Here is a 25,499-nt window from a genome sequence, read left to right on the forward strand (position 1 = left end):
CTGACTATATGGAGTGAATCTCTTAACTATGCGCACGCATCCGTTACGATCATTGTTCATCTGCGACAACTGCTCCATCCGGCCTAGCGGACGGCCGGGTGATCAAGCAGAGGGCGGCTGGTCCTTGTACGGTCGATCCGTCGTCCGGTCGGTGCCGCCCCCGCACCGACCGGCCAGTCCGACATGAGTGGCCCGACAGTGAGTGACCCGACGGTGAGGAGCGGAGCATGCGGCGCTTCCTGCGCGACAACGGGCTGACGCTCGGGTTCGGCACCCTGTTCTTGGGCGCCCTGATCGGGCAGGCGTTCGCCGGCCACGCGGACATGAACAACAAGCGGCTGAGCAACGACCTCGACGCGGTCGGGCTCGGCGACTACCTCACCTCCTCCGATTTCGCCGTCGACGTGTCGGAGAACTGGCAGTCCGAATATCTGCAGTTCTTCCTGTTCGTGATGGCCACGATCTGGCTCATTCAGCGCGGATCGCCGGAATCGAAGCGGCCGTCGGAGGTGGGCCTGGAAAGTGACGAGAAGCAGCGGGTCGGTAAACACACCAGGCCCGACTCACCCGCGTGGGCGAGGGCGGGCGGATGGCGCACCGCGCTGTTCTCCACGTCACTCGGCCTCACCATGGGCGGGCTGTTCCTGCTGTGCTGGCTGGCGCAGTTCGTCGCGGGCCGGGCCGCCCACAACGGCGAGCAGCTCTCGTCGTTCCAGGACCCGCTCGGCGCGGGGGAGTACCTGATCTCGGCGGACTTCTGGAACCGTTCGCTGCAGAACTGGCAGTCGGAGTTCCTGGCCATCGCCTCGATGGCCATCCTCAGCGTGTACCTGCGCCAGCGCGGCTCGCCGGAGTCCAAGCCGGTCGGGGCCGCGCACACGGTCACGGAGGAATCCGGCTGACCCCTCACGCCCAGTTCGCGTTAAGCGGAGCAGAATGTCAACTGCGTGTAGCGTCGTTCGCCAACCGCGTGGAAGGTGGCGTCGGGCGCCCACGCGCCGAGCGGACGAGCGAACGGACGGGACATGGGTGACACGACTGCCGAGTCCGCGACACGCGCGCGGGCGGGCCGAGGCATCGGCAAGGTCGGCGAGTCGGAACTGCGCCAGCTGCTGGCGGGACTGACCGCCGTCCGCGACGGCGACTTCGGCACCCGCCTGCCCGATCACGCCGACGGCCTGCTCGGCGAGATCGCCGCCGTCTTCAACGGCATGGTCGACCAGCTCTCCCTGTTCACCTCCGAGGTCACCCGCGTCTCCCGCGAGGTCGGCACGGAGGGCCAGCTCGGCGGGCAGGCCGAGGTGCCCGGCGTGTCCGGCACCTGGAAAGACCTCACCGACTCCGTGAACGCGATGGCGGGCAACCTGACCCGCCAGGTCCGCGACATCGCCCAGGTGGCGACCGCCGTCGCGGGCGGCGACCTGTCGCAGAAGATCGACGTCGACGCCCGGGGCGAGATCCTGGAGCTCAAGGACACCGTCAACACGATGGTCGACCAGCTCTCGTCGTTCGCCGACGAGGTCACCCGTGTGGCCCGCGAGGTGGGCAGCGAGGGCCGACTGGGTGGTCAGGCCGACGTCAAGGGTGTCTCGGGCACCTGGCGTGACCTGACGGACTCGGTGAACTTCATGGCGGGCAACCTGACCGCCCAGGTCCGCAACATCGCCCAGGTCACGACCGCTGTGGCGAAGGGCGACCTGTCGCAGAAGATCGACGTCGACGCCCGGGGCGAGATCCTCGAGCTGAAGAACACGATCAACACAATGGTCGACCAGCTCTCGTCGTTCGCCGACGAGGTCACCCGCATGGCCCGCGAGGTCGGCACCGAAGGCCTGCTCGGCGGCCAGGCCGACGTCAAGGGTGTGTCCGGCACCTGGCGTGACCTGACGGACTCGGTGAACTTCATGGCGGGCAACCTGACCGCCCAGGTCCGCAACATCGCCCAGGTCACGACGGCTGTGGCGAAGGGCGACCTGTCGCAGAAGATCGAGGTCGACGCGCGCGGCGAGATCCTCGAGCTGAAGGAGACCATCAACACGATGGTCGAGCAGCTCTCCGCGTTCGCCGACGAGGTCACCCGCGTCGCCCGCGAGGTCGGCACCGAGGGCAGGCTGGGCGGCCAGGCCCGGGTGCCGAACGTGGCGGGCACCTGGAAGGACCTCACCGAGTCGGTGAACGTCATGGGCGACAACCTGACCGCCCAGGTGCGCTCGATCGCCGAGGTCGCCACCGCGGTCGCCCGAGGCGACCTGACGCAGAAGATCCGGGTCGACGCGCGCGGGGAGATCCTCGAACTCAAGGAGACCATCAACACGATGGTCGACCAGCTCTCCGCGTTCGCCGACGAGGTCACGCGCGTGTCCCGTGAGGTCGGCACCGAGGGCAACCTCGGCGGCCAGGCGACGGTGCGCGGGGTGTCGGGCACCTGGAAGGACCTGACCGACAACGTCAACGTGATGGCGTCGAACCTGACCGGCCAGGTGCGCTCGATCGCCACGGTCGCCACCGCGGTGGCCAGGGGCGACCTGTCGCAGAAGATCATCGTCGAGGCCAAGGGCGAGGTCGCCGCGCTCGCCGAGGTGATCAACACGATGGTCGACACGCTGTCCGCGTTCGCCGACGAGGTCACCCGCGTGGCCCGCGAGGTCGGCACCGAGGGCCAGCTGGGCGGGCAGGCCCGGGTGCCGAACGTGGCGGGCACCTGGAAGGACCTGACCGACAACGTCAACTTCATGGCGAACAACCTGACCAACCAGGTCCGCAACATCGCCCAGGTCACCACCGCCGTCGCGCAGGGCGACCTGACCCGCAAGATCGACGTCGACGCCCGCGGCGAGATCCTCGAACTGAAGACCACGATCAACACGATGGTCGACCAGCTCTCCGGCTTCTCCGCTGAGGTCACCCGTGTGGCCCGCGAGGTGGGCAGCGAGGGCCGCCTCGGCGGTCAGGCCGAGGTCGAGGGCGTGTCCGGCACCTGGAAGCGGCTCACCGAGAACGTCAACGAGCTGGCCGGGAACCTCACCCGCCAGGTGCGGGCCATCGCGGAGGTCACCAGCGCGGTCGCCGAGGGCGACCTGACCCGGTCGATCACCGTCGAGGCCTCCGGTGAGGTCGCGGAGCTCAAGGACAACATCAACTCGATGGTCGGCTCGCTGCGCGAGACCACCCGGGCTAACCAGGACCAGGACTGGCTCAAATCCAACCTGGCCCGCATGTCCGGGCTGATGCAGGGCCGCCGCGACATCGCGCTGGTCGCCGAACTCATCGTCGACGAGTTGGCCCCGCTGGTCTCGGCCCAGTACGGCGCGTTCTACCTCGCCGAGGACGGCGCCGACGGCCAGGAGCTGCGGCTCATCGGCTCGTACGGGCACCCCGGGACGGGCGGCAACGGCAACGAGCCGGTGCGGTTCCGGTTCGGCCAGTCCCTGGTCGGGCAGGCCGCCCGCAGCAGGCGCACGATCGCCGTGGAGGACGTCCCACCCGGCTACGTCACCATCTCGTCCGGCCTGGGCCAGGCGGCGCCGACCAGCCTGATCGTGCTGCCGATGGTGGTCGAGGAGCAGGTCCTCGGCGTGATCGAGCTGGCCTCGGTGCGCAGCTTCACCCAGATCCAGCGCGACTTCCTCGAGCAGCTGATGGAGACCGTCGGCGTCAACGTCAACACCCTCGTCGCCAACGCCCGCACCGACGAGCTGCTCGGCGAGTCCCAGCGGCTCGCCGCCGAGCTGCAGGCCCGTTCCAGCGAGCTGCAGATCCGGCAGGAGGAGCTGCAGCTGTCGAACGCGGAGCTGGAGGAGAAGGCCGCGCTGCTGGCCAGCCAGAACCGCGACATCGAGACGAAGAACCTCGAGATCGAGCAGGCCCGCCAGGAACTCGAGGCCCGCGCCCACCAGCTGGCGCTGACGTCGAAGTACAAGTCGGAGTTCCTGGCCAACATGAGCCACGAGCTGCGCACCCCGCTCAACAGCCTGCTCATCCTGGCCCAGCTGCTCGCCCAGAACCCCACCCGCAACCTCACCGCCAAGCAGGTCGAGTACGCGGGCATCATCCACTCGGCGGGCTCGGACCTGCTGCAGCTGATCAACGACATCCTCGACCTGTCCAAGGTCGAGGCGGGCAAGATGGACGTCAGCCCGGAGCGGATCGAGCTCACCGGCCTGCTTGACTACGTCGAGGCGACGTTCCGGCCGCTCACCACGCAGAAGAACCTCGACTTCCGGATCAACACCGGCTCCGACGTCCCCGCCGAGGTGCTGACCGACGACGCCCGGCTGCGCCAGGTCCTGCGCAACCTGCTGTCCAACGCGGTGAAGTTCACCGAGCGCGGCGGCGTCGAACTTAAGATCGAGTCCGCCTCGCCCACCGAGTTGCCCGCGTCGGTCAGCATCCACGGTCCGGCCATCGCCTTCCGCGTGATCGACACCGGCATCGGCATCGCCGAGCAGCAGCTCGAATCCATCTTCGGCGCGTTCCAGCAGGCCGACGGCACGACCAGCCGCAAGTACGGCGGCACCGGCCTCGGCCTGTCGATCAGCCGCGAGATCGCCTACCTGATCGGCGGCGCGCTCACCGCCACCAGCTCGCCGGGCATGGGCAGCACGTTCACCCTGTTCCTGCCGGTCGCGCACCCCGACTTCCAGGAGATCCCGGCCGACGCGCTGACCCAGCCCGCCGCGGGCGTCGAGGAGGACGACTCCCAGGACGCCGCCGCCCGCCAGCGCAGGCTGCTGGTCATCGAGGAACACCGGCCGGGGCTGCTGTCGCTGGTCGCCGAGAGCGCGGTCGCCGACCTCGGTGCCAGCCACGACCTCAACGATCCGCGTGGGCCTATCACCGTGCTCAGCGCGGTCAGTGCCGCCGAGGCCGCCGACGCGCTCGCGGGCGGGCCCTGCCACTGCGTCGTGCTCGAACTCGACCTGGCCGACGCGATCCGGTTCCTCGAGGTCATGGACACCTACCCCGAGCTGCGCGGCATCCCCGTGCTCGCGCACAACAGCAGGCGGCTCGACATCGAACAGGAGCGCGGCCTGCAGGCGCGCGCGGGCAGCAGGCCGCTGGAGTTCCTCTCCAGCCTCGACGAGCTGCGGGAGCGGATCGCGCTGCACCTCAACGCCGACCAGGCCGGTGACGTGCTGCCGCTGGCCCGACCCGACCGGATCGGGGAAAGCCCGTCGCCGCAGGTGATCCCGGGCGACCTGGCCGGGCGCACGGTCCTCGTCATCGACGACGACGCCCGCAACGTCTTCGCCCTCACCGGCATCCTGGAGACCCACGGCATGCGCGTGCTGCACGCCGAGAACGGCCGCAAGGGCATCGAGACCCTCGCCCACCACTCCGACATCGACCTGATCCTGATGGACATCATGATGCCGGAGATGGACGGCTTCGCGGCCACCACGGCGATCCGCGACATGGCCGAGTACGCCGACCTGCCGATCATCGCCGTCACCGCCAAAGCCATGCCGGGCGACCGGGAGAAGACGATCGCCTCGGGCGCCAACGACTACGTCACCAAGCCGGTCGACGCACACGACCTGATCACTCGCATCCAGGACAGCCTGCGGGGCTGACGACCATCAAAGGGGAGCCGACTTCGTGCACACGCCCACTGAGCCGCAGCAGCCGCTCGACGTGGAGGGGCGGGTGGGCGGGAACGGCGACATCTCCGCTGCCGGACTGGAGAGACTGGCTGAGACTGTGCGCAGCCTGCGGGCGCAGGTCGACCGGGCACGGATCGGCGCGGACACCCGCGGGCTGATCGAGCTGGCCAAGGGGGTGCTGGTCGAGCGTCTGCACATCGGGCCCGCCGAGGCGGCCCGGCAAGTGAGCAGCCTGGCCGAGCAAGCAGGACTGTCCCAGGCCGAACTGGCCGCCGACATCGTCAACCGCACCGCGCGCGACGGCTTCGCCCAGCTCCTGCTCGACGAGATCGCCGACCCGCCACCCGAGGTCGGTGCCCGGCTGCGCACCGCCGAGAGCGGGGTGCTGGCCGCGGGCGACGTCCAGGCCGTCACCGAGGCGATACTCGAACACGCCCTCGCGCCGCTGGGCGCCACCGCCGCCGCGGTGTGGACCGTCGACCTCGACGCCTCACTGACGCTGGCGGGCGCGGTCGGGTTCAACCCCGACGAGATCGAACGCTGGCACTACGTCCCGCCCGGGGTCACGACCGCGGCGAGCAGCGCCCTCACCAGCAGGCGCACGATCTGGATCCGCGGCGGCGACTCCGGTGTCCTGCCATCCATCGGCGGCGCGCAGTTCCGCGACGGCGGCCGGGCGGCGACGCTGGCCACCTCGGGCGGCCGCATCCGCGGCGTCCTGGAGATCTGCTGGCCGACGGCGATGCCCACGCAGCCACCGCAGGTGATCCGCCAGATCGACGCGCTGGCCGAGCTGTGCGGGCACGCCATCGAGACCCGGCCGGACTCCACGGCCGACGCGCCGCGCGCCGACCTGACCGCGCTCGCCGACGCCATGCTCGACCCCGCGATGGTCCTGGTGCCCGAGCTGGACGAGGGGGGCGCCGTCACCGACTTCCGCGTCCACCACGCCAACGCCCGGTTCGTCGATCCCGACGGCAGGCCGCGTGCCTCGGTGGTCGGCGCGACCCTGCTGGAGGCCTACCCGACCGCGGCGGGGGAGACGGGCCTGTTCGACACCGTTGCCGAGGTCCACGCCACCGGTGCGCCGTTCCGCGCCGAGCGGCTCGCGCTGAGCGTGTCGATCGACCAGCCACCGCTTACCGAGCTGGAGGCACTGAGCGTCAGCCGCATCGGTGGCGGAGTGCTGATCACCTGGCGGCCGCAGGACGAGTCGGCGAAGTCGACGATCCTGCTCAGCCATGCCCAGCGGCTCAGCCAGGTCGGCGGCTTCGACGAGGACAAGATCACCGGCGAGATCACCTGGACCAGCGAGCTGTACGCGCTCTACGGGCTGCCCGAGACCGAGGGCCCGATCCCGCTGGCCGACCTGGCCGAGCACGCCCACCCGGACGACTCGGCGGCCATCACACGGTTCCTGCGCACGCTGCTGCACCACGGCCGCCCAGCGTCCACGGTGTTCCGGATGCGCAGGCCCGACGGCGCCTACCGGCACAGCCGGGTCATCGCCGAGCCGCTGCTCGACCCCAGCTCCGGCCTGGTCGCCGTGCGCGGCGCCTACCAGGACATCTCCGCGCAGCACTGGACCGAGGTCGCGCTCGCGGCGACCCGCGACCAACTCGTCCTCACCGAGCAGGAGTCCGCCGAGCGCAACCGGCTGGCCCTGCAGCTGCAGCGGGCCATCATGCCCTCGACGCACGACCCGATCGAGCTGCCCGACCTGCGTATCGCCGTGCGGTACCGGCCCGCGGAGAAGGACCACCTGGTCGGCGGCGACTGGTACGACGCGGTGATCCTGCCGTCGGGCCAGCTGCTGATCTCCGTCGGCGACATCGCCGGCCACGGCATCGACGCGGCCACCGGCATGGTCGTGCTCCGCAACGCCCTGCGCGGCCTCGCCGCCACGGGCGCGCCGCCGAACCAGCTGCTGACCTGGCTCAACAACGTCGCGGGCAACCTCGCCGACCACGTGCTGGCCACCGCGCTGTGCGGGCTCTACGACCCGGAGACGCGCGTGCTGCGCTGGGCCAGGGCCGGGCATCTGCCGCCGGTGCTGGTCCGCGACGGCCACGCGAACACGCTGCCGATGCTCAAGGGGCTGCTGCTGGGCGTCAAGGCCGATGCCGAGTACGAACTCGGCGAGGTGCGGCTGCGCGAGGACGACGTCCTGGTGATGTACACCGATGGGCTGATCGAGCGGCGCACCGCGTCCCTCGACGAGTCCCTCGACCACCTGCTCGACATCGTCAGCACGTCGGCGATCGACCTCGACCAGCGCCTGGACCGGCTCCTGCTGCACTGCGACGCCGACACCGACGACGACGCCTGCATCGTCGGCATCCAGGTGCGGTGATCGCCCGCTGGAAGGGCGGACAGGGGCGGAACCTATACGCTTTGCCGGGATCGTGTGTCCCGAACACCGGCACGACTGCTGGTTCCAGCGCGCTGGAGGCATCCCCGATGACCAAGGCTCCGATGAACACGACCACCGAACGCGCGGGCGACTCGGTCCTCGTGCGGGTCGCAGGTGAAGTCGACCTCGCCACGGCCGCGGAACTCAGGGGCGTGCTCGCCGCGGCGGCCGATCTGGGCGATGCCCGCGTGCTCGTCGCCGACCTCAGCGACGTGACGTTCTTCGGCTCCGCGGGTCTGACCGTCCTGCTCACCGCGCATGAGCGCGGCTGTGAGACCGGTGTGCCGTTCGTCGTCGTCCCGGGTGTGGAGAGCTCCGCCCGGCGAATCCTGGAGATCACCGAGATGCTCGAGGTGCTGACCACGGCCGACTCGGTGGACTCGGCCATCAGCTGACCCGGACATACACCGGGCCCCGACGACCATGACGGTCAGTCGGGGCCCGGGGTGCCCGGAGGCGGGCCGAATAAGTTCGGTTGGGACCAAGTCCAGCGGGTAGTTACCCCGCCTTACCGGATCTCACACGTGGTTGGGGAAAAAATCTCCACCGGTTTCGAACCCCTTCGGGTGTCGATCCGGTTTTCGGCTGGTGACCTGCGGCGATGCCCGGTTGATTAGGGGCAGCCAAGCCGGGAAGAGGGAACCATGACTCGCAAATCCGTGATCACGACCGTGCTCGTCCTCCTCGGGGTGGCGGTGCTGGGCGTCGGTGTCGTGCTCGCCTACGACGCGTTCCGGACGCGCAAGATCGACTCCTACGCGATCACCTACGAGGTGACGGTCGAGGGGGCGGGCGGCATCCGCAAGGTCGAGTACACGGCGGTGCCCGACGGGCAGCACCGGACCGCCGACCCGACCACCCGCACCGACGAGGCCCCGACGGCGCAACCGTGGAGCCGCGACGTGATCATCCCGGCGGGCCGCCAGGCCAGGCTCACCGTCACTCCGGCGGAGGGCGCGGTCGTCGGGTGCAAGATCGTCCTGGACAAGGACCTGGGCAGCCCGAAGACGAAGACCCTCACCGAGAACAAGGCGCCCGCGGCCGGGCAGCCCATCACCTGCTCGACAACACTCGACGACGACCAGAGGTTTCGTCGGTAAAGGGTTCGGCGCCACGTACGATCAGACCGTACGCAGGCCGAACGATGAGCAGGGTGAACGATGACGGAGCCGCAGCCGCTGGTCCCCGGGACGGTGGGCGACCACACGAGTTGCCTGCTGGTGAAGCTGGGCCAGGTCATGTTCCGGCTGGCCGAGGAGGAACTGCCCGGCCTGCGGGTGCGGCACTACAGCATCCTGCAGGCCCTCGCCGACAACGGCCCCACGCCCCAGCTCGCCCTCGGCGCGTACCTGCGGATCGACCCAGCCACCATGGTGAGCAGCCTCGACGACCTGGAGAACGCGGGCCATGCCGCCCGGGTGCGCGACCCGGGCGACCGCAGGCGGTACCTGGTGGAGATCACCGAGAGCGGCCGGACGGCGCTCGCGGGTGCCAACGAGCGCTTGGGCGAGTTGGACGACCAGGCCTTCGCGGAGCTGTCGTCGGCCGACCGCAAGGCGCTGCACCGGATCCTGTCGAAGCTGTCCTCCGGCACCACACTGCCCGCCGCCTTCGACGCGATCCGGGACCAGCCCGGGTCAAGGAAGCCGCCGGGTTCGCAGCGGGCGTCCGCGTAGCCGCTCCGCGCGCTGGAACGCGGGGGCTTGGATCAGAACGCGTCGAGGAAGATGTCGAGGGCGAGGTCACCGGTGGCGCCGGCGGCGCGGTAGGGCGACAGGTCGGTGATGCCCTCCTCGGCGAGCACCTCGTCGTCGACGAAGTGGTTGCCGGTGCACTCGCGGGAATCGCGGACCAGGATGGCGTGCGCGGCGTCGGCGACGATCTGGGGGCTGCGGGACTGGTCGGCGCCGCCCAGGAGGTTGCGCACGGCCGCGGTGTCGATCAGGGTGCGCGGCCACAGCGAGTTGGCGGCGATGCCGTCGTCCTTGAACTCCTCGGCCAGGCCGATCGTGCACAGGCTCATGCCGTACTTGGCGAGCGTGTAGCCAAGGTGCGCGCCCACCCAGTGCGGGGCCAGGTTCAGCGGCGGCGACAGCGTCAGGATGTGCGGGTTCGCCGCGGCGCGCAGGTGCGGGATGGCGGCCCGGCTCAGGACGAACGTGCCGCGGGTGTTGATGTCCTGCATGAGGTCGTAGCGCTTCAGGTCGAGCTTCTCGGTGCCCGAGAGGTCGATCGCGCTGGCGTTGTTGATCACGATGTCGATGCCGCCGAAACGGTCCACGGCCTGCTCGACCGCGCCGGTGACGTCAGCGTCCTCGCGCACGTCACCGACCACGGCGAGCGCCTGGCCACCCGCCTTCTCGATCTCCTCGGCCGCGGTGAAGACGGTGCCTTCCAGCTTCGGGTGCGGGGTCGCGGTCTTGGCGAGCAGAACCACATTGGCGCCGTCCTGGGCCGCGCGCAGGGCGATGGCCAGTCCGATGCCGCGGCTGCCGCCGGACATGACGATCGTCTTGCCCGCAAGGGTCCTGACCACGGCCGACCTCCAGATGTGTGCGTGCCAAATCGTACGTATTACAAATGATATGTCTCGCTATGTCAATTTGCGCTAGTCTGCGGTTCTCGACGAGGAGGCGACGGTGTCGGAGACGGCGGAGGCGGTACGGGTCACCCGGGACGCCGCGGTGACCACGATCAGCATCAACCGGCCCCACGTGCGCAACGCCGTGGACCGCCCGACCGCCGAGGCGCTCGCCGAAGCCTTCCGCGCCTTCGACGCGGACCCGTCTGCCTCTGTCGCCGTCCTCTACGGAGAGGGTGGGACGTTCTGCGCGGGCGCCGACCTCAAGGCGATCAGTACCGGACAGGGAAACCGGGCCGCGCCCGACGGCGACGGCCCGATGGGGATCTCCCGGATGCGGCTGTCCAAACCGGTCATCGCGGCGATCAACGGGCACGCGGTGGCGGGCGGGTTGGAGCTGGCGGTGTGGGCTGACCTGCGGGTGGCTGGGGAATCGGCCGTGCTCGGGGTGTTCTGCCGTCGGTGGGGAGTGCCGCTGATCGACGGCGGGACAGTGCGGTTGCCGCGGCTGATCGGCACCAGCGTCGCGATGGACCTGATCCTGACCGGTCGCCCGGTCGACGCGGCGGAAGCCCTACGGATCGGCTTGGTGAACCGGGTCGTCCCGGATGACCGGGTGCTGGCCGAGGCGCGGGAGTTGGCGGCGCGGATCGCCGCGTTCCCACAGACCTGCATGCGGCAGGACCGGCTGTCGGTGTTGGAACAGGAGGGACTCGACGAGCGGGTCGCCCTCACCAACGAGTTCAGCCACGGCTTGGTGTCCCTGGCCGCCGACACCCTCGCGGGCGCGACTCGTTTCGCCGAGGGCGCCGGACGGCATGGCGCTTTCGACGGCCCGGAAAGTCCACTGTAGACACGGGGGAAGCGACGGCGGAATGGGCGCTTTACCAGGCCGCCGCAGGTCCGTTGACACCAGTGCTGTTCCATGTCGGTATGGACTCGAGCGTTTTAGTGCTGATGACGGATCACAGCTCGAGAGAGGGCAGCCGCAAGGTTCTGTCCCGCGCCGCCGAGAGGCTCACCGGAAATCCTCCGGTTTCGATCGACGCACGACACTTCTTCCCAGGTGGGAGCGGCAAGGTGACCGCCGTCGACGGCGGACTCCAGCTTGAGGTTCCCGCCGAGAACCTGGTGGTCAGACCTTCGGCCCTGGTCATCTACGAGATACCACCGGAGAAACGCCGAGGGTTCGAGGCTGCCCAGCGGCAGCTGCACGCGTTCGGGGCCGCTTCCTTGGGCACCGACGTCGAGGCCTGGCGGGTGGCCACCGAGAAGGACCTCAGTGTCGAGCGGTTCACCCGCGACGGCATCGCGCAGATGGAGACCATCAGTGTGACCGCGGACGCGAACCCCGCCGCGGTCTTCGAGCGGCTGGGCCGCGACGTCTGGGCCCGCCCGGTCGTCGGCATGGGCGGCAACGACGTCTTCCACGTCACCACCGACGAGCAGCTGCACGCCGCCACCCGCTACTACGGCGAATCCGGCCTCGGCTGGCTGATGGCCCGCGACGCGAACAATTTCACCCCCGACGGCGTGCGCCAGCAGTTCCGCGTCGTCGTGCTCGACGGACGCGTGGTCTACGCCTGCGAGCACGTCCAGGCCCAGCCCGACGCGCCGTGCAACGAGACCCGGGGCGCGGTCTCGACCAGGCTGTCACTCGATGAGCTACCGCCCGAGCTTCACCAGTTGGCGGTCTCGGCCACCAAGTCGTTGGGGCTCAACCTCGGCGGGGTGGACCTCGCGCTGGTGAACGGCGGCGTGGTGTTCGAGGTCAATGTGCATCCCGCCTTCAACACCTCGATCCCCATCGAGGAGTCGTTCGCCACGCCGTACATCGAGGCGCACCTGGCGCTGCGGTAGCGCCGGGACCCCGCGGTGGGATCCCGGCGCGGACTCGGTCAGCCGCGGCCGAACGAGTTGTTCCCCAGCGGCAGCGGTGCACCCGCGGCGTCGAAGGCGGCTAGGTTCGACGGCTCCTTGGTGGAGTAGTCGAACCACCACACCTTCACCGCGGGGTCCTCGCTCCAGGCGGCCTGGTGCGCCTGGACCGTCTTGCCGCCGATGGTGGCGGTGATCTTCGTGGCCGGGCCCGCGTAGTAGCCGAACGCGGGGATTCGGCCGTTGTCCGAGGCGATGCTCGCGCCGTGGAAGCCGGGGGCCGTGTCGGAGCCCTCGGTCTCGTTGGTCGCGTAGTGGCCGGTGAAGACCCCCTTCGCGTCCGTTCGGCCCGCCAGCAGACCGAAGTGGACATCGGGCAGGTACTCCGGCTCGTCGATCTTCACGAAGCGGAAGACCAATTCGCCGCCGGGGCCGTTGGACCCGGTGGCCACCGGCTGCCCGAGGAAGACGTGCTCGGGCGCGGCGCTGTCCGGCGCCGGTGCCTCAGCCTTGGCGACCGGCTGCACGGCGACGGCGGGCGCCGGTGCGGTGCTGGGCGCCGCGGTGGCCATGGCGACCCCGGTGGTGGCGGCCGCTGCCGCGATGGTGATCGCGACAGCGACCAGCGTGCGGCGGTGCACACGTGACATGTGGTGTTCCCCTGTTCTGCCTGGTTGTCCTACACCGGGAAAGACGGGTGGGGTGGTCGGAAAAGTTCTGCCGTCGGCGCGCAACTTTTCCGTTCGCCCACTCGTCTCGATGGGTATGGGGGATACGCATGGGCCGTGGTGACGCGGATTTCGTCGAGTTCGTTCAAGCCGCTTCCGGGCGGCTGCTGCATGCCGCCTACCTGCTGACCAGCGACCGGCACCACGCGGAGGACGTGGTGCAGACGGCGCTGGCCCGCTGCTACGCGGCCTGGTCGCGCATCCGCGACGACGACGCGTACGGCTATGCCCGACGCACCATGGTCAACCACGTGATCGACCGGTGGCGCAGGCCGGTGCGCGAGGACTCCACCGAAGAGGTGCCGGAGCGGTCGGTGGCGGGCGGTGAGACGGCGGTGGTCGAACGGGAGTGGCTGATGGACATGCTCGACGGGCTCACCGCGCGGGAGCGGGCGGTGGTCGTGCTGCGGCACTACTTCGACTTGCCCGAGGCCGCGGTGGCCGCCGAACTCCGCGTGTCCCTCGGCACGGTGAAGAGCACCAACGCCCGCGCGTTGGGCAAACTGCGCACAACTGCGGCCGCGCCGAACGGAGGACCGCGATGACCGACCTCGACCGCCTGCGCGCGGCAATGCGGGAACCGGTCGAGTTCGCACCGGTCGACGTCGAGCGGGTCATGGCGGCGGGCACCCGCATCCGCAGGCGCCGCCGGCTGCGCAACGGCATGGCGGCGGTCGCCGGGGTGGCTGCGGTCATGGTGATCATCGTCGGAAGCGCCGACTGGCTGCGCACGGCGGCCGTGCAACCCGCGGGCACCCCTTCACTGACCATCACCTCCCCGGCCAGGCCGACCAGCCAGTCGGGGAAGCCGATCATGGGCGACATCATCCGCGCCGGCGACCTGCACGAGTCGGGCGAACTCGCGTTCTACCTGTTCCCGATCGACGAGCCGGGCCTGGAGGAGACCCGCTTCGGCCTGGTCGCGGGCCGGATGTCACCGGAGGGACGAATCTCGGACCACTACACGACCAACGAGACCGAGGGCCCCGACACGGCCCCGGGCTTCCACGGCGCGAGCATCGCCTCGGACAACGGCCGAATCCCCGCGTTCGGCTACTACGTGGGCCCGGCCACGAAGATCACCGCCACCATCGGGGGAAAGACAGTGCAGGCACATCAGGCCGAGTGGAGCGAGAACCGCTCGGTGAAGGTGTGGTGGTTCGACTACTCCACCAAGGAGCCGTCGAACCTCGCCGCCTTCGACGCCTCGGGAACGCCGCTACCGTTGGGCAACAACGGATTCGGGCGGGGCTGACCCTCTGCTCGGCGTTCACGTGCGCAGAACCGCAAGAGCCGCAACAAGACTGCCTGTTTCGATGCCGCCGCCACCACCACCGCCACCACCGAACAGAAGCCGCCGCCACCACCACCACCACCACCACCACCGAACAGAACGGGCCAATCCCAACGGCCTGTTTGGGTGGTTCGCCTTGATTTGGGGCAAATGGGGCTAAACTCGCGGTGCGGGTGGGCTTTCCCTTGCCCCGCCTTTTGACCCGCACAGCCCCATTTGGAGGGGCCCCAAATCAAGGCGAACCACCCAAACAGGCGCCCACCGCATCAAGCCAGGTTGGGCGGTGAGGGCGATCAGAGCCGACTCATGGTCGCCCCCACCGAGCTGGATTCCGCTGCGACCGAAGTCCTTCGCGGTCCGGCCACAGTCAGAGTGCCGCCGCAGCCTTCGCCGCCGCCTCAATGGCAGACCAATCACCATCGACGATCGCGTTCGTCGGCGCGATCCATGAGCCGCCGACGCAGCCCACGTTCGGCAATGCCAGGTAGTCGGGAGCGGTTGCCTCGGTGATTCCGCCAGTCGGGCACAGACGCACCTGCGGCAGCGGCCCCGCGACCGCGCGCAGGTAGTCCGGCCCGCCCGCGGCTGAGGCGGGGAAGAACTTCATCTCGGTGATCCCGCGGTCGAGCATCGTCATCATCTCCGACACCGTGGCCACTCCCGGCAGGTACGGCAACCCGGTGTCGGCCATCGCGTCGAGCAGTCGTGGGGTGCCGCCGGGGCTGATCAGGAACTTCGCACCGGCCTTCGTGGCCGCTTCGACCTGGTCGGGGGTGGTGAGGGTGCCGACACCGACCACCATCTCGGGGACCTCGGTCGCGATGAGCTCGATGGCGGCCAGTGCCGCCTTGGACCGCAGGGTGACCTCGATGACCGGCACACCGCCCGCCAACAGCGCCCGCGCGAGCGGCACGGCGTCATCGGCGTCGCGGATGACGACGACCGGGATGACGGGGGACAGGTCGAGGACCGAACTCATGACGCGGTCTCCATTCCGAAGACGGTGGCACCCTGGTCGGCGGGGCCGATGGCGGCGCGGAAGGCGGCGAACAGTTCGCGGCCGGTTCCGGTGGGGGAGTTGGGTTCGCGGGGCTCGGGCGTCCGCGCGTCCAGGTCGGCGAGGACGTCGAGGGCGCCGGTCTCGGCGTCGACGGTGACGAGGTCTCCGTCGCGCAGCCGCGACAATGGCCCGCCGTCGGCGGCTTCGGGCGTGACGTGGATGGCGGCGGGGATCTTGCCGGAGGCGCCGGACATCCGCCCGTCGGTGACGAGCGCGACCGCGTGCCCACGGTCCTGCAGCACCCCGAGCGCGGGCGTCAGCTTGTGCAGCTCGGGCATCCCGTTGGCCTTGGGTCCTTGGTAGCGCACGACGGCGACGAGGTCGTGGAACAACTCACCGGCCTGGAACGCGTCGAGGAACTCCTGTTGGTCGTCGAAGACGCGCGCGGGGGCGGTGACGACCCGGTGCTCGGCCTTGACCGCCGACACCTTCATGACCGCCCGGCCGAGCCTGCCCGAGAGCATCCGCAGGCCGCCGTCGGGGGCGAACGGGTCGGCCACGCCGCGCAGGACGGTCTTGTCGAGGCTGTCGGCGACGCCGTCCTGCCAGACGACACCGCCGTCGCGCAAAGCGGGCTCGGTGCGGTAGGCGGACATCTCGCCCGCGACGGTCCGGGCGTCCGCGTGCATGAGGCCGGCGTCGAGCAGTTCGCTGATCAGGTACGTGGTGCCGCCCGCGGCGTGGAAGTGGTTCACGTCGGCGGTGCCGTTGGGGTAGATCCGGGTCAGCGACGGCACGACGGCCGACAGCTCGGCGAAGTCGTCCCAGCGCAGGGTGATCCCGGCGGCGGCGGCGATCGCGACCAGGTGCATGGTGTGGTTGGTGGAGCCGCCCGTGGCCAGCAGCGCGACCACGCCGTTGACGACGGCGCGTTCGTCGATCACCTCGCCGATGGGCGTGTAGTTCTCGCCCAGCCGGGTCAGGTCGAGGACCCGGCGGCCCGCTTCCTCGGTGAGCGCGGTGCGCAGCGGCGTGCCCGGGTTGACGAAGGCGGCGGCGGGCAGGTGCAGGCCCATGGCCTCCATCAGGAGCTGGTTGGAGTTCGCGGTTCCGTAGAACGTGCACGTGCCGGGGCCGTGGTAGGACGCCGACTCGGCCTCCAGCAGCTCGTCGCGGCCGACCTTGCCCTCGGCGTGCAGCTGCCGGACGCGGCTCTTCTCCGCGTTGGACAGGCCGGACGTCATCGGGCCCGCCGGAACCAGGATCGTCGGCAGGTGACCGAAGGCCAGCGCGCCGATGACGAGCCCGGGAACGATCTTGTCGCACACGCCGAGCAGCAGCGCGCCGTCGAACATGTCGTGGGACAGGGCGAGCGCGGTGGACATGGCGATCACGTCGCGGCTGAACAGCGACAGCTCCATGCCCGCGCGGCCCTGGGTGATGCCGTCGCACATCGCGGGCACGCCGCCCGCGAACTGGGCGACACCACCGGCGTCGGCGATGGCGCGCTTGAGGATCGCGGGGTAGGCCTCGAACGGCTGGTGCGCGGAGAGCATGTCGTTGTACGCGGACACGATCGCGATGTTCGGCTTCACCGCCGCGCGTAGCGTCAGCTTCTCGGCGGGCCCGCAGGCGGCGACCCCATGGGCGAGGTTGGCGCAGCCGAGGGACCCCCGCGCGGGTCCTTGTGCCGAGGCGGCGCGGATCCGGTCGAGGTAGGCGGCGCGGCCCACGGCGCTGCGCTCGGCGATTCGGGCGGTCACGGCGGCGACGGTGGGGTGGCTCACGGCGTCCAGACTAGCCAGACTTCTGTATCGATACAAGCAACCTTAGGTATTAAAAGTACTTTAGTGTTCAGTGGACCTTCGATGGACGGGAAGTGATGGGATGGCGGCAGGACCGGTCATGGCTCCCGGCGCGTCCGCCGGTGAGGTGTTCGGCCTCATCCGGGGCGGCCTCGCCGAAACCCGCGCCGACCTGGGCAGACTCACCGGCCTGTCGCGCACCGCGGTCACGCTGCGGGTCGACCAGCTGGTCGACCGGGGCCTGGTGGTGGAGACCGCGGCGGGCGGGTCGACCGGCGGGCGGCCCCCGACGCGGCTGGTGTTCAACGCCGATGGCGGGGTTGTCCTGGCCGCCGCTCTTGGTGCGAGCCGCAGTCAGCTGGCCGTGTGCGACCTGTCCGGCCGCGCCCTGGCGACGGCGACCGTCGAGTGGGCTGACGACCCGGCGGTCATGCTGGCGGCGGTGGCCGACTCGTTCGACCGGCTGCTGGCGGGCCGCAGGCCGCTGCGCGGCATCGGGGTCAGCGTGCCCGGCACCGTCGAGGCGGGCACCACCCGCAGCGTCAGCCCGTCCGCTTGGGTCGATGTCGACATCCCCGCCTTCTTCGCCGAGCGATACGGCGTCCCCGTGCGGGTCGACAACGACGTCAACGCCCTCGCGCTCGCCGAGCACCGCGCGCACCCCGACATCGATGACCTGCTTGTGATCAAGGTGTCCACCGGCATCGGCGCCGGGATCATCTCCGGCGGCGGCCTGCGCCGCGGCGCCATGGGCGCGGCGGGGGAGATCGGGCACACGAAGGTCGTGGACGGCGGCGGCGCGGTGTGCCGGTGCGGCGGCGTCGACTGCCTGGAGGCGGTCGCGGGCGGCTGGGCGCTGGTCCGTGAGTTGACCGCGCTTGGCCGGAAGGTCGGGACCGCGCTCGACGTGGCCGAACTGGCGCGCGCCGACGACCCGGACGCGCTCCGGCTGGTCCGTGCGGCTGGGCGGCACCTCGGCGGGGTGGTCGCGGCCGCGGTGAACTTGCTCAACCCGGCGATGATCATCGTCGGTGGTGACCTCGCGCGCGCGTACGAGCCGTTGGTCGCGGGAATGCGCGAGCTGATCTACCAGTCCGCGGCCGCCACGGCGACCCGCGACCTGCGGATCGAGCCGGGCACCCTGACCGACGGCGGCACCCGGACCGGCTGCGCGGTCATGGTCCTCGACGACGTGCTGTCCGCCGCGTCGGTGAACGCGGCCGTCGCGGGCAGGCCCGTCGCTGTCGGGTAATCAGTTGTCCGAGCGGTGCGTGGTGCGATGGAATCGGCGGCGTGCATCAGCTGAAGACTCCGGCGGACGTTGCCGCCGTCACGACCGAGCCTGTGATCAACTGGGGTGCCCAGGCATTGGTGCCCGGATACCTTCATGAGGGCGGGCAGGCATGGGAGCACGACGGCGCGGTCCTGGTCTACGCGCCGGGGCTCTATCGGCGTGACCGTGTGATCCTGGCGGGCCCGGCCGAGCAGGCGCTCAAGCTGGTGACCTCGGTGAGTCTGCCGACCCCGGGCGATCCGATCGCGCGCACCGAACTGGCCGAGGAGATGTGCCAGTTGGAACCCGGCTGGTCCGCGTTCGCCGAGTTCGGCTGGATGACCACCACGGGCGAGCCGGGCCCGCGCCCCGACGGCGTCCGCTGGCTCACCGAGTCCGACCTCGACGCCGCGGACCACTTGGTGCGCACCGCGAACCCGGAAGGCTGGCTCGTCCCACGCGAGACCGGAACCCGCCGCTGGGCGGGCATGTTCGACGGCGACACCCTCGTCTCGATGGCGGGCGACGCTTGGCCCGCGCCGAACATGGGGTTCATCGCCGGCGTCGCCACCCACGAGGACCACCGCGGCAAAGGCGCGTCCAGTGCGGTTTGCACGTTCGTGCGGGACACCCTGTTGGCCGAGCACGGTTCCTGCGGGCTGATGGTCTACGCGGACAACGCCACCGCGATCCGGCTCTACGAGCGCTTGGGATTCACCTACCAGAGCATGTCCGCGTTCGGTCCTGAGTAGATCCGAAAATGTCGGCTTGCTTCGCTACGGTGCGGGTGTGACGGAGCCTGCATTCCGAAAATCGGGCGACAGCGACCCCTCGAACCACAACCCGCTCGGCCATCGGTCCACCCGGACGGGGTTGCCTTTGCGGTCTTTGGCTTTAGACCTGGTCTCAAAACTTAAGGGTGTGTCACTGCGTAACCTGCCGGTCCTGGTCGTCGATCGTGGGCAGTCATGGCGAAGACGACGCAGCAGCGGCGGGTCGAAGACCGGCTCTGGGAGCTGATCGAACCCCTGATCCCGTCCCGACCAGCGCCGCGCGGTCCGGGTGGGCGGCCCCGGAACGATGACCGTGCGTGTGGGACCGGCTGCACCAGCTCGTGCTCTACGAGCTGTCCAACATCGACGAGCTCGACTGGACCAGAGGCTGCATCGACGCGGTGTCGGTGCGGTCGAAAAGGGGGGCGAGCTGACCGGCCGCAGCCCCACTGACCGGGGTAAAGCCGGCTCCAAGTACCACGTTCTGTGCGACGCGAACGGGCTACCGCTGCACATCATGTTGTCGGCGGCAAACACCCACGACAGCATGCTGTTCGAGCCGCTGCTGGACACGAACCCGACCGTGCGCGGCCACCACGGCCGGGCGGGCCGGCCACGATGCCGACCGGACAAGCTGCACGCCGACAAGGGCTACGACTACCGCCGCTGCCGCCGCTACCTGACCCGCCGCGGTATCAAGGTCCGTATCGCCCGGCGCGGGATTGAGGGCAAGTCCCGCCTCGGCCGGGTCCTCTGGGTCGTCGAACGCACCATCTCCTGGCTGCTGCGGTTCAAACGCCTCGGGCTGCGTTACGACCGGACCGAACGCACCACACTGGCGCTACTCACGCTGGCCTGCACCGTGATCAACGTCCGCCGGCTCATAAAGATCGAGCTCTGCGACCAGGTCTAACGCATCCATTCACTCGTTTGGGATACATCGGTAGCTCTGTGTCGTTGGGTGGGGTGACTGGTGAGCTTCTGAGCGCGGAGCAGGTCCTCGGGTCGGCACGGGGTCCCGTCACCACGAGGGAGATCGATCTCCTGGAGGAGGCTGCAGCCGGGTTGCTGACGGCACCATCGATGGGGATGAACGAGCACTCTCGTCGGGAAGTGATCAGCCATCGGTGGGGCCGCCTCTTCAGAGGCGTTCGATGCGGTCGGCCTGCGGGCCCCGGTCGCTCTGACGCACCGCGTACCGGACCCGGTCACCCTTCTGCAGCGGCTCCGACCCCATGATCACGGACACGTGGGCGAAGAGATCGTCGCCGCCTGCGTCCGGGGTGATGAAGCCGAAGCCGCGGTCGCCGTCGTAGCGTGCGACGACGCCCTCGCCGCCTCGTACGGGCACGTCCCGCGCGGCCGGCCCTGCGGCCGCAGCAGGTGCAGACCGCTGCGGCGCCGTCTGGGGCTCGGCGCCCCGGACCAGGTGCACGTCGCGGGCCTGCGGGCCCTTGTCTCCACTAACCACCTCGTAGGCGACGCGGTCGCCCTCCGCGAGCCACGTCAGCCCCTCGGCCAGGGCCCGGGCGTGAACGAAGATGTCCCCGGCGCCGGAGTCGGGGTTGATGAAGCCGAAGCCCTTGTCCTCGTCGTACCAGGCCACCGTGCCGTCGGCACCGTCTGCGATACCAGCCGCAGCGGGTGAGCCTGCCCCTGCTCCCAGCGGGATCACGTGCCCGGCCTGCGGGCCGCGCTCGCCTTCGACGATCAGGAAGGCCACCCGCTGCCCCTCGGTGACCACGCCGCCGGTCACGATGGCGGAGCTGTGCACGAAGATGTCGGCGCCGCCGCCGTCCGGCGACGCGAAGCCGTACCCCTTGCCCGGCTCGTACCAGTTGACGGTGCCGAGCAGGCCCACGGCGCTGCCGGTGGCCGCATCGGCGGTGACGCGAACGCGCAGCGCCTGGGGCCCGCGGTCGTTCTCGCCGACCTCGAACACGACGGCCTGACCCTCGCGGAGCATTTTCGCGCCGCCGTCCTCGACGATCTCGGAGGCGTGCACGAACACGTCCGGCGAGCCGTCCTCGGGCGCGAGGAAGCCGAAACCCCGTTCGGCGTCGAACCAACGGACGGTCCCTTGCGGCATCAAAGGCTCCAGGTCGAGAGGCGGGCACTGGCCCCCAGTCTCTCTGACGGACTTCCGGTCCGTCGGGCCGGGCCCACAGGCGGGCGGTGCGGAGCCAGGGGCGGGCCGTTGGTTCACCTAGCGACACGCCAAGTTTTGAGACCAGGTCTTAATCCCTGCTCTACGGCCGAGGGGGACTGTTTTTGTTGGTACCAAAGAGAAGTGGATGGGCCCCTCTGGCGCGATTGTTTAATTCTCGATCATCGCTGTCAAGGGCGGCCGTAAACGGCCGTCGCTGCGCGATCGCTGCGCGACCCTTGACAGCGATGATCGAGAATTAACAGCGGCCAGGACGAGGGGCAAGGGGGAAGTGCAGGGGTGAAGAGCCGTCCCCGAAGGTGACCACGCCCGGAGGTGCGGGGCGAAGCGCTGTCCCTTGAGGCTTGCTCGTCTCTGGGTTCAGGACCAAGGGCTGTCCCTGAAGGTGGCCTTGGTCGGAGGTTCAGGGACTAATGGCTGTCCCTGTCGGAGCAGCCCGTCGGGGCTGCACCATCACGTAGTTCGCGTCGGGCGGGTAGGCGGTGACCTCCGGCAACTCGGCCAGCAGCGCCGCCAACTTGTCGCGGTCGCACCGCACCCGCTCGCAGCTGGCGGCGAAGTTGCGCTGGCAGCGGGGGAGCAGCTTAAGGACCAAGAGCTGTCCCTGCAGGTGACCGCCTTTTGGACATGGGCGAAGAGCGTGTATAAGGGGCTGTTCGCCTCGGTGTATCCAGCCTGGTCTCAGGCCGATTCCCGCTCCACCAACCGGGTCGGCAGGACCACCGGGGAACTTGGTGGGTCGCCGCCGATTTGGGTCAGGAGTAGTTCGGCCATGATCCGGGCCTGGTCGACTACCGGCTGGTGGATGGTCGTCAGCGGTGGTTCGGTGTGTTGGGCCATCTCGATGTCGTCGTAGCCGACCACCGCGACGTCCTCAGGCACCCGTCGCCCGGCGGTCCGTAGGGCTCGTAGGGCGCCGATGGCCATCAGGTCGCTGGCGACGAAGACGGCGTCGGTGTCCGGGGTTCGGCTCAGGATTTCGGTCATGGCCTGTTCGCCGGATTCTCGGGTGAAGGCGCCGCGGGCGATGTGGTGGGGTTTCAAGCCCGCCGCGCGGAGGGTGTCCTGGAAGCCGGTCAAGCGGTCGACGCCCGCGGTCATGTCCTGGGGGCCGGTGACGGTCGCGATGCGGGTTCGGCCTGCCGCTATCAGGTGTTCCGTGGCCAATACCGCGCCGCCGAGGTTGTCGACGTCGACATAGGTCAGGCCTGGCAGCGGGTGCTGGGGGCGACCGCCGACGACGGTCGGGATTCCCGCGCTGAGCAGGAGTTCCGGCAGTGGGTCATCGCCGTGCATGGACACCAGCAGGACACCGTCGACGTGCCCGCCGCGCACGTAGTCGGCGAGGCGGGCGTGTTCGGCGTCGTTCTGGGCGTTCATCAGGACCAGTTGGACGCCGGTGCCCATCAGGGTCTGGCTGGTCGCGATGATCATGTTGCCGAGGTACGGGTCGGCGAGCACCTTGGCGTCCGGTTCGCGCATGACCAGGGCTATCGAGTCGGTGCGGCGGGTCGCCAGGCTGCGGGCGGCGCGGTTGGGGACGTAGCCGAGGCGGACAATGGCGGCGTCGACCGTGGCCTTGACCTCCGGGGACACCTTGGGCGAGCCGTTGATCACCCTGGACACGGTGGCGCGTGAGACGCCCGCTTCGGCGGCGACCGTGTCGAGGGTCGGCTGCCGCCGTGTTGCCGTCCCGTCCGCGCTCATACCGTCCCGTTGGTCCCATGGTTTTTGATCACTTCGCGATACCAGTATGCGCTGTCCCTCCAGACCCGGCGCTGCGTGGCGTAGTCGACGTGGACGATGCCGAACCGTTTCGCGTAGCCGTAGGCCCACTCGAAGTTGTCCAGCAGCGACCACACGAAGTATCCCCGCACGTCCACGCCCGCCTGGAGCGCCGCGTGCACCGCGGCGAGGTGGTCGTGCAGGTAGTTGACGCGGTCGGTGTCGTGCACCTCGTCGTCGAAGGCGGCGCCGTTCTCGGTGATCATGATCGGGATCGCCGGGTACTCGTCGCGCAGTCGAGTGAGGATCGAGGTGAGGCCGTCCGCGTCGATCGGCCAGTCCATGGCCGTCAGCGGGCCGCTGACGACTGGCCTGATATCGCCGCACCCGGGCCACGGCCCGTCGGGCCCCTCAGCGCCGAGTTCGACGACGGTGGGGCTGTAGTAGTTGACGCCCAACAGGTCCATCGGGGTGGCGATCACCGCCTCGTCACCGTCGTGGACAAACGCCCAGTCGGTGAGCCGAGCGGTGTCGGCACGGACGTCGGCGGGGTAGCCGCGGCCGAAGAGCGGGTCCAGGAAGATCCGGTTGGCCAGCCCATCGATACGCCGCGCCGCGTCACTGTCGGCGGGGGACGCGGGTGTCACCGCCGCCAGGTTCAGCACGATGGACGTCCGCGCCGTGGCGGGCAGGGCGGCGCGGAGAGCCTGGGTGCCCAACCCGTGGGCGAGCAGCAGGTGGTGCGCGGCGGCCAGGGAGACGCCGGGGTCGGTGCGCCCGGGCGCGTGGTCGCCGGAGGAGTAGCCGAGGAACGCCGAGCACCACGGTTCGTTGAGCGTGGTCCACAGCGGCACCCGGTCGCCGAGCCGCAGCGCCACCAGATCGGCGTACTCGGCGAACCGCGCGGCGGTGTCGCGCGCGGCCCAGCCGCCCGCGTCTTCCAGCTCCTGCGGCAGGTCCCAGTGATACAGCGTGAGCATGGGGGTGATGTCATGGCTAGCCAGCTCGTCGACGAGCCGGTCGTAGAAGTCCAGCCCGGCGACGTTGGCGGGTCCGCGCCCGGTCGGCTGCACCCGCGGCCACGCCACGGAGAACCGGTAGGCGTCGAGCCCCAGGTCCCGCATCAGCGCGACGTCGGAGCGGTACCGGTGGTAGTGGTCGGCCGCGACGTCGCCCGTGTCGCCGCCCGCGACCTTCCCCGGGGTGTGCGCGAAGGTGTCCCAGATGGACCGGCCGCGTCCGCCCTCGTCGACCGCGCCCTCGATCTGGTACGACGCCGTCGCCGCACCCCACATGAAGCCTTCCGGGAACTTCATCCCTTCACCGCGCCCTGCATGATTCCTCCGATTATCTGCCTGCCGAGGATGAGAAACACGATGAGAATCGGGAACGTCGCGATCACCGTCCCGGCCAGCACCAGCGAGTAGTCCACCTCGATGCCGCTCGCCGTGTTGGCGATGGCGACCTGCACGGTCGGGTTCTGCGTGTTGAGCAGGATGAGCGGCCAGAACAGGTCGTTCCAGTAGGTGATGAAGATGAGCAGGCCCAGCACCGCCGCTCCCGGCCGGGCGATCGGCAACACCAGGCTCCAGTAGATGCGCAACGTGGAGGCGCCGTCGACCCGACCGGCCTCGATCAGCTCGTCGGGCATGGCGGAGGTGAGGTACTGGCGCATGAAGAACACCCCGAACGCGCTCACCAGGGCGGGGACGATCACTCCGCGCAGGTCGTTGGACCAGCCGAACCACTGGGTGACCATGATGTAGAGCGGGATGATCGCCAACTGGGTGGGCACCAGCATCGTCGCCACCACCATGGTGAAGAGCGCGTTGCGGCCCCGGAAGCGCAGCTTGGCGAAGGCGAACCCGGCGAGGGTGGAGGTGAGGACCACCGACAGCGTGATGGACCCGGCCACCAGCGTCGAGTTGAGCAGCGCCAGGCCGAATTTCCCCTGCACGAACGCGGTGGACAGGTTGTCCCACAGGTTGCCGCCGGGCACCAGCGGCGGCGGATAGCGCCCCACCGACGACTTGTCGCGCGAGGACACGACCACCGACCAGTACAGCGGGAACGCCGACACCAGCACGATGGTTATCAACAGCCCGTAGGTTATCCACAGGCCGCCGTCTTTCGCCCGTTTCCGTCGCCCCCTCCCGATAGACTGGCCAAGGGCCGTCCCCCCGGGAAAGGGCGGGGGCGTCGAGTCTGGGGGAAGAGGTTGGACTGCCCACCGTTTCGGGCGGGGGGAGACCTTGCCGA

Annotated in this window: 21 protein-coding genes and 1 pseudogene; 13 read left to right on the plus strand and 9 right to left on the minus strand. The window is 69.8% G+C overall.

What is annotated here, in order from left to right; translation table 11 throughout:
• Positions 1 to 227: 227 nt before the first annotated feature.
• The 6 genes from C8E96_RS23220 (at position 228) to C8E96_RS23245 (ending at position 9,692) form a co-directional block, all read left to right on the plus strand.
• Positions 228 to 902, plus strand: coding sequence for a DUF6766 family protein (locus C8E96_RS23220; protein WP_091382086.1), 675 nt, complete (start codon positions 228 to 230; stop codon positions 900 to 902).
• 123 nt (positions 903 to 1,025) lie between these two features.
• A complete protein-coding gene (locus tag C8E96_RS23225) occupies positions 1,026 to 5,573 on the plus strand; it encodes a HAMP domain-containing protein (RefSeq protein ID WP_091382084.1) in 4,548 nt (1,515 codons plus the stop codon).
• Positions 5,574 to 5,598: 25 nt separating this feature from the next.
• Positions 5,599 to 7,956, plus strand: a complete 2,358-nt coding sequence (locus C8E96_RS23230; protein WP_091382082.1) for a SpoIIE family protein phosphatase — start codon at positions 5,599 to 5,601, stop codon at positions 7,954 to 7,956.
• 107 nt (positions 7,957 to 8,063) lie between these two features.
• Entirely contained in the window at positions 8,064 to 8,411 is a 348-nt protein-coding gene (locus tag C8E96_RS23235) for an STAS domain-containing protein (protein ID WP_091382080.1), read from the plus strand.
• A gap of 249 nt (positions 8,412 to 8,660) precedes the next feature.
• On the plus strand, positions 8,661 to 9,116 hold the full coding sequence (locus C8E96_RS23240) for a hypothetical protein (protein WP_091382078.1): 456 nt from the start codon (positions 8,661 to 8,663) through the stop codon (positions 9,114 to 9,116).
• A 60-nt stretch (positions 9,117 to 9,176) separates the two neighbouring features.
• On the plus strand, positions 9,177 to 9,692 hold the full coding sequence (locus C8E96_RS23245) for a MarR family winged helix-turn-helix transcriptional regulator (RefSeq protein WP_091382076.1): 516 nt from the start codon (positions 9,177 to 9,179) through the stop codon (positions 9,690 to 9,692).
• Between the two features lie 32 nt (positions 9,693 to 9,724).
• On the opposite strand, the gene C8E96_RS23250 is transcribed toward C8E96_RS23245, so the two are convergent.
• On the minus strand, positions 9,725 to 10,552 hold the full coding sequence (locus C8E96_RS23250; protein WP_267463838.1) for an SDR family oxidoreductase: 828 nt from the start codon (positions 10,550 to 10,552) through the stop codon (positions 9,725 to 9,727).
• 103 nt (positions 10,553 to 10,655) lie between these two features.
• Here C8E96_RS23250 and C8E96_RS23255 point away from each other — a divergent pair, with 103 nt between their 5' ends.
• On the plus strand, positions 10,656 to 11,450 hold the full coding sequence (locus C8E96_RS23255; protein WP_091382074.1) for a crotonase/enoyl-CoA hydratase family protein: 795 nt from the start codon (positions 10,656 to 10,658) through the stop codon (positions 11,448 to 11,450).
• 227 nt (positions 11,451 to 11,677) lie between these two features.
• Positions 11,678 to 12,457: an ATP-grasp domain-containing protein gene (locus C8E96_RS23260; RefSeq protein WP_166658086.1), complete on the plus strand. Its 780-nt coding sequence runs from the start codon at positions 11,678 to 11,680 to the stop codon at positions 12,455 to 12,457.
• 38 nt (positions 12,458 to 12,495) lie between these two features.
• On the opposite strand, the gene C8E96_RS33770 is transcribed toward C8E96_RS23260, so the two are convergent.
• A complete protein-coding gene (locus C8E96_RS33770) occupies positions 12,496 to 13,125 on the minus strand; it encodes a hypothetical protein (RefSeq protein WP_091574945.1) in 630 nt (209 codons plus the stop codon).
• A gap of 128 nt (positions 13,126 to 13,253) precedes the next feature.
• Here C8E96_RS33770 and C8E96_RS23270 point away from each other — a divergent pair, with 128 nt between their 5' ends.
• Together C8E96_RS23270 and C8E96_RS23275 are read left to right on the plus strand one after the other, a co-directional pair.
• Positions 13,254 to 13,748, plus strand: a complete 495-nt coding sequence (locus tag C8E96_RS23270; protein WP_091382067.1) for a SigE family RNA polymerase sigma factor — start codon at positions 13,254 to 13,256, stop codon at positions 13,746 to 13,748.
• Positions 13,745 to 14,458, plus strand: coding sequence for a hypothetical protein (locus C8E96_RS23275; protein ID WP_091382065.1), 714 nt, complete (start codon positions 13,745 to 13,747; stop codon positions 14,456 to 14,458). Before C8E96_RS23270 ends, C8E96_RS23275 begins: the two co-directional genes overlap by 4 nt.
• 406 nt (positions 14,459 to 14,864) lie before the next feature.
• On the opposite strand, the gene eda is transcribed toward C8E96_RS23275, so the two are convergent.
• On the minus strand, positions 14,865 to 15,476 hold the full coding sequence (gene eda, locus C8E96_RS23280) for a bifunctional 4-hydroxy-2-oxoglutarate aldolase/2-dehydro-3-deoxy-phosphogluconate aldolase (RefSeq protein WP_091382063.1): 612 nt from the start codon (positions 15,474 to 15,476) through the stop codon (positions 14,865 to 14,867).
• Entirely contained in the window at positions 15,473 to 17,284 is a 1,812-nt protein-coding gene (gene edd, locus C8E96_RS23285) for a phosphogluconate dehydratase (protein WP_091382061.1), read from the minus strand. Before edd ends, eda begins: the two co-directional genes overlap by 4 nt.
• 100 nt (positions 17,285 to 17,384) lie before the next feature.
• Between edd and C8E96_RS23290 the strand changes: the two genes are divergently transcribed.
• The 3 genes and pseudogenes from C8E96_RS23290 to C8E96_RS23300 all read left to right on the plus strand — a co-directional run bounded on the left by C8E96_RS23290 (position 17,385) and on the right by C8E96_RS23300 (position 20,261).
• On the plus strand, positions 17,385 to 18,554 hold the full coding sequence (locus C8E96_RS23290; protein WP_091382059.1) for an ROK family protein: 1,170 nt from the start codon (positions 17,385 to 17,387) through the stop codon (positions 18,552 to 18,554).
• A 41-nt stretch (positions 18,555 to 18,595) separates the two neighbouring features.
• Positions 18,596 to 19,327: a GNAT family N-acetyltransferase gene (locus C8E96_RS23295; protein ID WP_091382057.1), complete on the plus strand. Its 732-nt coding sequence runs from the start codon at positions 18,596 to 18,598 to the stop codon at positions 19,325 to 19,327.
• Between the two features lie 216 nt (positions 19,328 to 19,543).
• Positions 19,544 to 20,261 (plus strand): annotated as a pseudogene (locus tag C8E96_RS23300) (IS5 family transposase).
• Between the two features lie 228 nt (positions 20,262 to 20,489).
• On the opposite strand, the gene C8E96_RS34495 reads toward C8E96_RS23300, so the two are convergent.
• From C8E96_RS34495 to C8E96_RS23325, 5 genes are all read right to left on the minus strand, one after another.
• Positions 20,490 to 21,437, minus strand: a complete 948-nt coding sequence (locus C8E96_RS34495; protein ID WP_133794700.1) for a cold-shock protein — start codon at positions 21,435 to 21,437, stop codon at positions 20,490 to 20,492.
• A 481-nt stretch (positions 21,438 to 21,918) separates the two neighbouring features.
• Positions 21,919 to 22,110 carry a hypothetical protein gene (locus C8E96_RS23310; RefSeq protein ID WP_091367956.1) on the minus strand — a complete coding sequence of 64 codons (192 nt, stop codon included), beginning with the start codon at positions 22,108 to 22,110 and terminating at the stop codon, positions 21,919 to 21,921.
• Between the two features lie 86 nt (positions 22,111 to 22,196).
• Positions 22,197 to 23,222, minus strand: coding sequence for a LacI family DNA-binding transcriptional regulator (locus C8E96_RS23315; protein WP_091367959.1), 1,026 nt, complete (start codon positions 23,220 to 23,222; stop codon positions 22,197 to 22,199).
• A complete protein-coding gene (locus C8E96_RS23320) occupies positions 23,219 to 24,556 on the minus strand; it encodes a GH1 family beta-glucosidase (RefSeq protein ID WP_091367963.1) in 1,338 nt (445 codons plus the stop codon). The genes C8E96_RS23315 and C8E96_RS23320 overlap by 4 nt, the downstream gene beginning before the upstream one ends.
• Entirely contained in the window at positions 24,553 to 25,398 is an 846-nt protein-coding gene (locus C8E96_RS23325; protein WP_091370062.1) for a carbohydrate ABC transporter permease, read from the minus strand. Before C8E96_RS23325 ends, C8E96_RS23320 begins: the two co-directional genes overlap by 4 nt.
• Positions 25,399 to 25,499: the final 101 nt, after the last annotated feature.

It is taken from the genome of Actinokineospora alba (genome assembly GCF_004362515.1).
Lineage (GTDB): Bacteria > Actinomycetota > Actinomycetes > Mycobacteriales > Pseudonocardiaceae > Actinokineospora > Actinokineospora alba.

Bases quoted from the DNA above. Each gene is read 5' to 3' on its own strand.
- C8E96_RS23220 (WP_091382086.1), top strand. From the start codon at position 228: ATGCGGCGCTTCCTGCGCGACAACGGGCTGACGCTCGGGTTCGGCACC.
- C8E96_RS23225 (WP_091382084.1), top strand. From the start codon at position 1,026: ATGGGTGACACGACTGCCGAGTCCGCGACACGCGCGCGGGCGGGCCGA.
- C8E96_RS23235 (WP_091382080.1), top strand. From the start codon at position 8,064: ATGACCAAGGCTCCGATGAACACGACCACCGAACGCGCGGGCGACTCG.
- C8E96_RS23240 (WP_091382078.1), top strand. From the start codon at position 8,661: ATGACTCGCAAATCCGTGATCACGACCGTGCTCGTCCTCCTCGGGGTG.
- C8E96_RS23245 (WP_091382076.1), top strand. From the start codon at position 9,177: ATGACGGAGCCGCAGCCGCTGGTCCCCGGGACGGTGGGCGACCACACG.
- C8E96_RS33770 (WP_091574945.1), bottom strand. From the start codon at position 13,125: ATGTCACGTGTGCACCGCCGCACGCTGGTCGCTGTCGCGATCACCATC.
- C8E96_RS23270 (WP_091382067.1), top strand. From the start codon at position 13,254: ATGGGCCGTGGTGACGCGGATTTCGTCGAGTTCGTTCAAGCCGCTTCC.
- C8E96_RS23275 (WP_091382065.1), top strand. From the start codon at position 13,745: ATGACCGACCTCGACCGCCTGCGCGCGGCAATGCGGGAACCGGTCGAG.
- eda (WP_091382063.1), bottom strand. From the start codon at position 15,476: ATGAGTTCGGTCCTCGACCTGTCCCCCGTCATCCCGGTCGTCGTCATC.
- C8E96_RS23290 (WP_091382059.1), top strand. From the start codon at position 17,385: ATGGCGGCAGGACCGGTCATGGCTCCCGGCGCGTCCGCCGGTGAGGTG.
- C8E96_RS34495 (WP_133794700.1), bottom strand. From the start codon at position 21,437: ATGCCGCAAGGGACCGTCCGTTGGTTCGACGCCGAACGGGGTTTCGGC.
- C8E96_RS23315 (WP_091367959.1), bottom strand. From the start codon at position 23,222: ATGAGCGCGGACGGGACGGCAACACGGCGGCAGCCGACCCTCGACACG.
- C8E96_RS23320 (WP_091367963.1), bottom strand. From the start codon at position 24,556: ATGAAGTTCCCGGAAGGCTTCATGTGGGGTGCGGCGACGGCGTCGTAC.